At 64.2% G+C, this 9,222-nt stretch carries 8 protein-coding genes and 1 pseudogene; 3 read left to right on the forward strand and 6 right to left on the reverse strand.

Features of this window, described 5'->3' with window-relative positions; all coding sequences use genetic code 11:
* From VNS12_RS05945 to VNS12_RS05965, 5 genes and pseudogenes are all read right to left on the reverse strand, one after another.
* Positions 1–1,371, reverse strand: a pseudogene (locus tag VNS12_RS05945) (NAD-glutamate dehydrogenase); the annotation flags it as partial.
* Between the two features lie 194 nt (positions 1,372–1,565).
* Positions 1,566–3,698 (reverse strand): sodium-translocating pyrophosphatase, encoded by a 2,133-nt coding sequence (locus tag VNS12_RS05950; RefSeq protein WP_325486924.1) that lies wholly within the window; start codon positions 3,696–3,698, stop codon positions 1,566–1,568.
* A gap of 301 nt (positions 3,699–3,999) precedes the next feature.
* A complete protein-coding gene (locus VNS12_RS05955; protein WP_325486925.1) occupies positions 4,000–4,311 on the reverse strand; it encodes a DUF167 domain-containing protein in 312 nt (103 codons plus the stop codon).
* Entirely contained in the window at positions 4,308–4,613 is a 306-nt protein-coding gene (locus VNS12_RS05960) for a YggT family protein (protein ID WP_325486926.1), read from the reverse strand. Before VNS12_RS05960 ends, VNS12_RS05955 begins: the two co-directional genes overlap by 4 nt.
* Positions 4,614–4,958: 345 nt before the next feature.
* Positions 4,959–5,420: a tellurite resistance TerB family protein gene (locus tag VNS12_RS05965; protein WP_325486927.1), complete on the reverse strand. Its 462-nt coding sequence runs from the start codon at positions 5,418–5,420 to the stop codon at positions 4,959–4,961.
* A 328-nt stretch (positions 5,421–5,748) separates the two neighbouring features.
* On the opposite strand from VNS12_RS05965, the gene VNS12_RS05970 reads away from it, so the two are divergent.
* Together VNS12_RS05970 and VNS12_RS05975 are read left to right on the forward strand one after the other, a co-directional pair.
* Positions 5,749–6,285 (forward strand): hypothetical protein, encoded by a 537-nt coding sequence (locus VNS12_RS05970; protein ID WP_325486928.1) that lies wholly within the window; start codon positions 5,749–5,751, stop codon positions 6,283–6,285.
* A complete protein-coding gene (locus tag VNS12_RS05975; RefSeq protein ID WP_325486929.1) occupies positions 6,282–6,854 on the forward strand; it encodes a hypothetical protein in 573 nt (190 codons plus the stop codon). The genes VNS12_RS05970 and VNS12_RS05975 overlap by 4 nt, the downstream gene beginning before the upstream one ends.
* 7 nt (positions 6,855–6,861) lie before the next feature.
* On the opposite strand, the gene VNS12_RS05980 is transcribed toward VNS12_RS05975, so the two are convergent.
* Positions 6,862–7,140 carry a 4a-hydroxytetrahydrobiopterin dehydratase gene (locus VNS12_RS05980; RefSeq protein ID WP_325486930.1) on the reverse strand — a complete coding sequence of 93 codons (279 nt, stop codon included), beginning with the start codon at positions 7,138–7,140 and terminating at the stop codon, positions 6,862–6,864.
* Positions 7,141–7,344: 204 nt separating this feature from the next.
* On the opposite strand from VNS12_RS05980, the gene VNS12_RS05985 reads away from it, so the two are divergent.
* Positions 7,345–9,222 (forward strand): putative bifunctional diguanylate cyclase/phosphodiesterase (locus VNS12_RS05985; protein ID WP_325486931.1); only part of this gene is annotated, 1,878 nt, incomplete at its 3' end.

Genomic DNA, 9,222 nt, shown 5'->3' on the forward strand with positions numbered 1-9,222 from the left:
GAAATGGACGCGCACCAGTTCGCCTTCGGCGAAATCGGGGGTAAAGGCCGAGACCCGCCCCTCATAGCGCCGGGCGAGATGGTCGCCGATCCGGGCGCGGACCATGGAATCGAAGCGGTCGCGGGGCAGATAGACCAGCACCGAGACGAAATTGTCGAACCGGTCGATGCGCGGCAGAACCCGCACCCTTGGCCGGTCGGGCAGGGTGGCGATGATGGTGGCGAACTCGGCCAGTTCGGCCTCGGAAATCTGGAACAGCTCGTCGCGCGGATAGGTGTCGAGCACGTCGGCCAGCGCCTTGCCCGCGTGAGAGCGCGCGTCGAACCCGGCGCGGCGGGCCACGTCGGCGATCTTGCGGCGAATCAGCGGCACTTCGGCGGTCGGGGTTGCGGTGGCTGCCGAGGTGAACAGGCCCAAAATGCGCAATTCGCCGGTGATGGTGCCGGTTTCGTCAAAGGTCTTGATGCCCACATAATCCATATGGACGCGGCGATGCACGAGGGCGCGGCGGTTGGCCTTGGTGACCATCAGCGGCTCGTCGGTGCCAAGGAACGCCAGGTGCTGGTCGTTCATGTCCACCAATTGGGCGTTCTGGCGCAGATAGCGGTAATCAGGGTCGCGCAGGATGCCCAGCCCGGAGCCCTCGACCGGCACCAGGGTGCGGGCGTCGCCGTCACCGGTCAGCCGGTAGTCGCGCATCCCCAGGAAGGTGAAATTGTGATCGGCCAGCCAGGCGAGGAAGTGAATGGCCTCGGTCAGCGCGGCTTCGTTCATCTGCGGCGGGTTGGCGCGATAGGCCACCACCTGGGTGCGCAGCTTTTCGAGCATGTCGCGCCAGTCGCCCACGGCGGCACGTACGGCGCGCATGGTCTGGTCGAGTTCGCTGGCAATCGCCGTGAGGGTTTCGGGGTCGGCCGGGGTGTCGATATGAACCTGGAGCACGCTTTCGGTGCGCGCGCCGTCCCGGGGCGCCTCAAGCACCTGCCACGGGGTCGCGGTGGCATCGACCGAGACCACCGGATGGCTGATAAAGCGGATGGTGCCGCCAGCAGCGCGGATCGCGGCCAAAGCGGAATCGACGATGAACGGGGTGTCGGCGGAATAGATGTCGATGATCGTGAGCCCGTCGGCGATGCCGGTGTCCGGGGCCCAGATGCGGATATCCGCCTTGCCGGCGGCGCGTTCGCCGATATGGGAGAAGGTCCGCGTCAGCAGGCTTTCGAGCACCTCGGGCCGATAGAGCGCCAGGTCCTGCTCGTCTGCCGATTGCACAGCATTGGTCAGGAAGCGGGCAAGACCGGGGTTTTGTGTTGAAAGAGCTGAAAGACGGTCGCGCCATTCGCGCATGGCTGCCTCGGTCGTTTGGAACATGTCCGGCGGATTCCCTCAATGCAATTCGGCATCGCGGGCACACTATGCCCCGCGATTTTGGAAGTCCAACTACCAGCTTTGATCTTCAAAGACATGCAAAATTTAGCCGCACCACCGAACCGGACGGGTTGAGGTTGCGCCAAACACAGCCGGGCCGCATGGGTCCGGCTGTAAAGATGATGGCTCAAACCGGCCTAATAGAGCACCGCCAGCAGCAGTAATGCGATGATGTTGGTGATCTTGATCATCGGATTGACCGCGGGTCCGGCTGTGTCCTTATACGGGTCGCCCACAGTGTCGCCGGTCACCGACGCCTTGTGGGCGTCCGATCCCTTGTGGTGGGTCTTGCCGGTGGAATCGGTGAACCCGTCCTCAAAGCTCTTTTTGGCGTTGTCCCAGGCTCCACCCCCGGTGGTCATCGAAATGGCGACGAACAGGCCGGTGACGATGACCCCGAGCAGCATGGCCCCGAGCGCAGCGAAGGCAGCGGCCTTGCCCGCGATCAAAAGGATGGCGACAAACACCACGATGGGCGAGAGCACCGGCAGCAGCGAGGGGATGATCATCTCCTTGATCGCCGCCTTGGTCAGCATGTCGACCGCCCGGCCATAATCGGGCTTTTCGGTGCCTTCCATGATGCCGGGGCGCTCCTTGAACTGCCGCCGCACCTCGACCACCACCGCCTGGGCAGCGCGGCCCACGGCGGTCATCGACATCCCCCCAAAGAGGAAGGGCAGCAACCCGCCAAACAGCAGCCCCACGACCACATAGGGGTCGGCGAGCGAAAAGCTCACCTGGCCCACGCCATAAAAGAAGCTGTCGGGCGTGGCGCTGGAGATGAAGTAGGAGAGGTCCTGGGTGTAGGCGGCAAACAGCACCAGCGCCCCCAGCCCCGCCGAGCCGATGGCATAGCCCTTGGTGACGGCCTTGGTGGTGTTGCCCACCGCGTCGAGGGCGTCGGTATTCTTGCGCACCTCGTCGGGCAGGCCCGCCATTTCGGCGATGCCCCCGGCATTGTCGGTCACCGGTCCGAAGGCGTCGAGCGCCACCACCATGCCGGCCAGCGCCAGCATGGTCACCACCGCAACCCCGATGCCGAACAGTCCGGCGAGCGAATAGGTGACGATGATCCCGGCTATGATGACCAGCGCCGGCAGGGCGGTGGATTCAAGCGAGATCGCCAGCCCCTGGATGACGTTGGTGCCGTGGCCGGTGATCGAGGCCTCGGCGATCGAATTGACCGGGCGGTAGCCGGTGCCGGTGTAATATTCGGTCACCCAGATGATCAGCCCGGTGATGACCAGTCCCGCCGCGCCACAGCCATAAAGGGCCCAGGGGGTGAAGCTCATGCCCCCCACGGTGATGATCATGCCCATATCGCCGAACATCAGCCACATCACCGGCAAAAGCGCCACCAGCGACAGCACTCCGGTGGCGATGACGCCCTTGTAAAGCGCGCCCATGATGTTGCCCGAAGCGCCGAGCTTGACGAAATAGGTGCCCGCGATCGAGGTCAATACGCAAGCGCCGCCGATGGCGAGCGGCAGCACCATGCCGATCAGCTTGAGGTTTTCCGGCAGGATGATGGCGGCGAGCACCATGGTGGCAACGATGGTCACCACATAGGTCTCGAACAGGTCGGCCGCCATGCCGGCGCAGTCGCCGACATTATCGCCCACGTTGTCCGCGATGGTGGCGGGGTTGCGCGGGTCGTCCTCGGGGATGCCCGCTTCCACCTTGCCCACCATATCGCCGCCCACGTCGGCCCCCTTGGTGAAGATGCCGCCGCCCAGCCGGGCAAAGATCGAGATCAGCGAGGCGCCAAAGCCAAGGGCGACCAGCGCGTCGATCACCACCCGGTCGGTGGCGGCAAAGCCCATGCCCGTCAGGACGAGGAAATAGACCGTGACGCCCAACAGGCCGAGCCCTGCCACCAGCAGGCCGGTCACGGCGCCGGATTTGAAGGCGAGATCGAGCCCGCCGGCCAGTGAGGAGGAGGCCGCCTGGGCGACCCGCACATTGGCCCGCACCGAGACGTGCATGCCGATGAACCCGGCAGCTCCCGACAGCACAGCGCCGATCAGAAAGCCGATGGCCGCGTAAACGCCAAGCAGGAACCAGGCGATGATGAGGATCACGACGCCGACAATGGCGATGGTGGTGTATTGGCGCTTGAGATAGGCGACGGCGCCTTCGCGCACCGCGTTGGAGATTTCCTGCATGCGCTCCGAGCCGGCATCGGCAGCCAGAAGCGCGCGTGTGGTCACGATGCCATAGACGACCGACAGGACGCCGCAAGCAACGATCAGCCATAAGGCCAAGGTCATAGTGTTGTTCCCCTCACTTTTCGTGCCGAACAGCACTAAGGGGTTGCGACACTACTGTCGGAACCCGTAGGGGCCGCCCGGATTGTCGTCGACACCGCCAGTCAGCGAAATGTTTCCTCTCCATCTCGCCCGGCGCAAACCGGCGTAAACGGGCCGGTCGCCATGAGGATAGGCGGAAGTCGCGCGCCGAAGCAACGGCTATTCTTGCGCTCTATTTGGGTCAGTATTGCTGGCTTGTTTGGGTTTAGTGACTTGAAACCGCTCACAATTGCCGCGGCATGACTATTGACCTAAGTGCCGCTTACAAAGCGTCGAGCGCAGCGGCAAGCTGCGCGCTGTCTCCGGCTACAACGATTATCTTGGAGCGGGCGGTCTGGCCGCTGTGCAGCGTGAAGGCCGATTTTGGGCGGCCCAGCGCCTTGGCGAGCAAGGCAATGACGGCGGAGTTGGCGGCGCCCTTGTCGGGCGGGGCGGTCACCCGCAGCTTGAGGGCGCAAGAACCATCGGCCCGCAATTCGGGACCTTCAATGGCGCTGGTGCGGGCATTGGGGGTGACGCGCAGGCTCAGCCGCGCGCCATCCGGGATGAGGGTATAAAAGCGGTCTTGGTTCACAGGCCCTGCATGGCGACCGTCCGCATCAGCGGATACAGGATCACCAGGCGAATGAAATAGATGCCCAGGAACAGAACGATGGGGGAGATATCCAGCCCGCTGAAATTGGGCAGGAAGCCCCGGATCGGGCGCAGCACCGGGTCGGTCAGCTGATACAGCGCGTTGGCGAGGGTCGCCACGAACCGGTTGGACATATTGAGGATGTTGAAGGCCAGCAGCCAGCTCACGATCACCTGGGCGATCATGACGAAGATGACGAGGCTCAGGACCACGTCGACAAATTGCAAAAGTCCAAACAGCATGGGTCGTCCCTTCTTGCGATCGGCCCTGTATAATGCGGGATGAGGGGAAAGGAAATGGGCGTGCGGTGCTCCCGGCCTGCCAATGCAGAGGAAAAAAAGGCCCGCCTCGGATACGCGAGGGCAGGGCCTTTGCAAGAGTTTGCCCGGTACGCAACACACAAAGATCCGGACGCCATCTACAATGCACGAAGCGTGCCAATCATGCCGTGCCCTATATGGGGTATGGTTGGTGCAATTTGCTTCAATATGTAGGCATTGGCCTGGGCACCGATGCGCGCGCGTTGCAATTTGCAAGGGTCATGCGTTGCAAATTGCAAAAAGCGGGAGCGGTCGGCTGGGTGTCTGTCAGGCGTTGGCCGGATCGGCGGGCCGGGCGGATCGTTTTGCCTCGCGGCGCAGCAGAGTGCGCTGGCGCGAGGAAATGCCGATCATCTCGGCCACCCGCCACACCATATTGTCTTCCAGCTCGTGATTGCTGTCATCGGCGAACACCACCTGCCACATCATGGCGATGATCTCGATCTTTTCCGCTTCCTCCAGCCGGGCCAGCCGCGCCGTGAACTGATAGAGGTCGACCGCGTCGCGGTCCCGGCGGCGGGCTTCGACCATCAGCCGTTTCACCTCGCCCTCATCAAGGCCGTAATGGGTTTTCAGCGCCTTGGAAATCGCCTCGGTTTCCTCGCGGCTGGACGCCCCGTCCACGGACGCCAGATGGATGAGCAGCGCCGCCACCGCCAGCCGGGGCTCCAGGACCTGGGAATCGGCTTTTTCCGTCTGGCCGAAAAATCTGGCGATGGTCTCGAACATGGGCGCGCCTTTCGGTTTGAGCTGAGGCCTGCATTGGGACTTCCAAGAGTAAGAAGTGCCGGGGCCGGGCTCAAGCGCCCGCGCCGTCCCCGCCCAAGGAATTTTTCCGCTGTCGTTTGCGGGCCACAGGGGGCGCGGTCCGCGGCCTCGGGCCGATTCGGGCAGGAGGGAGCGGCAAGCGAAAAACCCTGTCTTTACCTTTGCGCGTTACGGGTTTGTGACCAGCCTTTCCCCGATCCGGCAGGTCTTGCTCTAATCAAGCAGGCCTTGCTCTGATCGCGGAAAGGCCCTTTGCGGTTCGCAAGCGCACATCTGGAGAGCGCACACAATGATTGCGGCATGGGCAATGATCGTGGGCGGAATCCTGCGCGGGGCGGGTGAGGTCCTCGAAATTCTTGCGGGGCACCATACCGGGCCGAGCGGCGCCTGCGCCGGGCTTGCTTTGGTTTTCGTTGCCATCGGGTTTGCCGGGCTGTGGCCCGAAGCGCGCATCAGCCGCGCCGGTCGCGCCGCTGTCGTTCTGGTCGGCGCCGGTGCCCTAGCCTTTACGGCGGTGGCGATCTGGTCGATCGGGCAGGGCGTTCTGCCCTTGGCGGACATCGTGCGCACCCCCGGTTTCATGGTTGCGGCGGCCATTGCCTTGGCCGGTGCGCTGGCCCTTGCCGCCTGGCTGATCGCCACCCCGGCTTACCCGCGCTGGATAGGAATCGTGATGAGCGTTTCCATCGGCTTGTCGCTGGTGAGCAGTTTTGTCGCGTTCCCAGCGCCCGTCCAACCGCTTATCGACATGGTCATGGCTCTGACCTTCATCCAGCTCGGGCTTTCGATGCGTGAACGCCGCAAATTTGGAACATCCCTGCCATGATCCTTGCCGTGACCCTGCTGTTCGGGTGTGTCCTGTGGGCCCTGGGGGAAGCCGCCATGCTGGCCGGCGGTCAGGTCACCGTGCTCAGCGGCACCATGGTGACCGTGGGCATGGTGCTGGCCGGGTGCGGGATCTGGACGCTCAAGGACCTACCGGGCATGGTCAAGCCGGGCCGGGTGGGCATCGTGCTCAACGCCTTCGGGGTGTTCAGCTTCGCCATGGTGATGATCATCGTGCTCAGTTCGGGCGTTCTGTATGAGCTGCAACTGGGCACCGTCACCTTCGGCGATATCGTCTTCACCCCGTTCTATCTTCTGGCGCTGGGATTCGTCATTGCCGGGCTTGTCGCCTTTGCCGTCCATTTCCGGGCCGCGTCCGGGGCGCCGCTGACGGCGGCGCTGGTTCCGGCCGCCCTGGCGGCGGGCCATGCGGCGCGGCTGTTTACCCCCGATCTTGTCGCCTATCACGAAACCCTGTCGATCGCGCTGGCGCTCTATCTGGGCTGGCTCGGGGTGCGCCGGGTCGCGCTGGCGCGGCAGCAGCCCGACAGTGATCTGCGCGCCCCCTGATCGGCGCTCACAGCGCGTCGATCGCCTCGGCGAGGGCAAAATCCTTTTGGGTCACCGCGCCTGCATCATGGGTCTTCAGCGCGATCTCGACGCGGTTGTAGCTGTTGGACCAGTCGGGGTGATGCCCGGCCTTTTCGGCCAGCAGCGCCACCCGCGTCATGAAGGCGAACGCGTGGGAAAAGTCCTTGAATTTATAGCTTTTTGCAATCGCGCCCTGGTCGGAAAGGCTCCAGCCGGGCAGCCGGGCCAGGGCCGCGTCACGGTCGGCATCGCTTGTGGGGGTCATCTTTTCTCTCCAAAACTCTGTCCTCCCGGTCAAACGGTTTGGGGGCGCATTGGTGCCATCGCTCCCCGCCCCGCGATAAGGAAAGTTTTAACCACTTTGCAAGTTCGCGCTGCAACCGAATGTTTGAGACGCCATTGTCAACCTGCTGCATACCGATCGCAATCCATGATCGATCCCACCCTGTGCGAAATCCGGTCGTAGTTGATGCCGAACGCCGATACCAAGAATCTTCCCACGCTCGATTACGTTTCGATCGTGACATCGCTGTACAAGGACAAGCGCGCGCTGCTGGTTGGCTCGGGGGCGACCGTGCTTGCCGTCGTGGCCGCCGCGATCAAGGCCGATGCGCCGGTGTTCTATGTCGTGGCGATGGCGTTCGTCCTCTCCACCGCCATGCGCTATTACAACATGCTCGCGTTCGAGAAGGACCCGCCCCGGCCCGATGACCGCGCCGCCGCCCAGTTCTGGGAGCGCCAGCAGATGGTGCAGGGGGTGTTTTCGTCGCTCACCTATGGGGTGTGGTGTTTCATTGCGCTGGTGTATGTGCGCGAACCGTTCGCCGAATTGACCGCAATCTCGGTGACCATCGCCGCCATGATCGGCATTTCCACCCGCAATTTCGGCATCGACCGCATCGTTACCGCCCAGTCGCTGACCTCGGCCGCACCGATCGCGCTGGGGCTGGTCCTGGCCGGGGACGTGTTTCATTTCCTGCTGGCCGGGCTGCTGGTGCCGCTCATCATCAGCTTCCGGTTTCTGGCCGCCGATGTGCGCGGCATGCTGCTGGCCGCCGTTCACGAACGCACCGCCGCCTCGCGGCTGGCCGAACAGCTCGATACCGCGCTTGAAACCATGCAGCACGGGCTGTGCATGCTCGATGAAAACGGGGTGATCGCGCTGGCCAATGACCGCGCGCAACAGACCTTTGCCGGCATCGCCGAGGGGGCCTGGGTCGGGCGCACCTTTGCCGACCTGCTTGACGAGGCCATGGCCAAGCGCGCCCTGCCCCAGGCCACCGCCGAGCGGCTCAACCGCACCATCGCCCAGCAATCGGGCGGCAAGATCATCATGAAGCTGTCGGGGGATTACCATTGCGAGGTGACCGTCTCCTCGCGCGGCGACCGCACGGTGCTGCTGTTTGAAAACGTCACGGCCCGCATCCTGGCCCAGGAGCGCATCAATTTCATGGCGCGCTACGATGCGCTGACCGGCCTGCCCAACCGCTCCTATTTCACCGAGCAGGTCGACGCCGATCTGGCGGCCCGCGAGCGCGGTGGTGCCTACGAACCGGTGATGCTGGCCATCGTCGATCTCGATGATTTCAAGCACGTCAACGATTCGCTGGGCCATCTGGCCGGCGACAAGGTGCTGGCCGAAACCGCCCTGCGCATCGCGGCGGTGATCAATCCCGCCTCGCAACTGGCCCGGCTGGGGGGCGACGAATTCGTCATCTATCGCGCCCGGCATGCGGGCGAGATGGCGGTGGACGCCGAAATCGCCGCGATCATGACGGCGCTGACCCGGCCCTTCGACATCGATGGTGAGCCGGTCGATCTGCGCGCCTCGATCGGGCTTGTCACCCATACCGGCGGGCCGATCGAACTGGACGAATTGATCACCCGGGCCGATCTGGCGCTCTATCGTGCCAAGGCGCGCGGCAAGGGGCAGTCGCAGGCGTTTTTGGAAGAAATGGACACCGAGTTCCGCTACCGCCAGCGGCTCAAGGCCGATCTGGCCGATGCGATTGCCGGCAACCAGCTCCGGCTGGTCTATCAGCCGCTTGTCGATTTGCGGACGCGGCGGGTCGCGGCCTGCGAGGCCCTGGCGCGCTGGGATCACCCCGAACTCGGCCCGATCCCGCCCAGCGTCTTCATCGGGCTGGCGGAAGAAACCGGCATGGTCTCGGCGATCACCCGCTTTGTGCTCGAAACGGCGACCGCCGAATGCGTCCACTGGCCCGAGCCGATCATGGTGGCGGTCAATGTCTCGGCGCGCGATCTGCGCGGCGGCGGACTGGCCCAGTCGATCACCTCCGCGCTGGAAGCGAGCGGGCTGCCCCCGCAGCGGCTGGAGATCGAGGTC

Origin of the sequence: Pelagibacterium sp. (assembly GCF_035555455.1) — a bacterium.
Classification (GTDB): domain Bacteria; phylum Pseudomonadota; class Alphaproteobacteria; order Rhizobiales; family Devosiaceae; genus Pelagibacterium.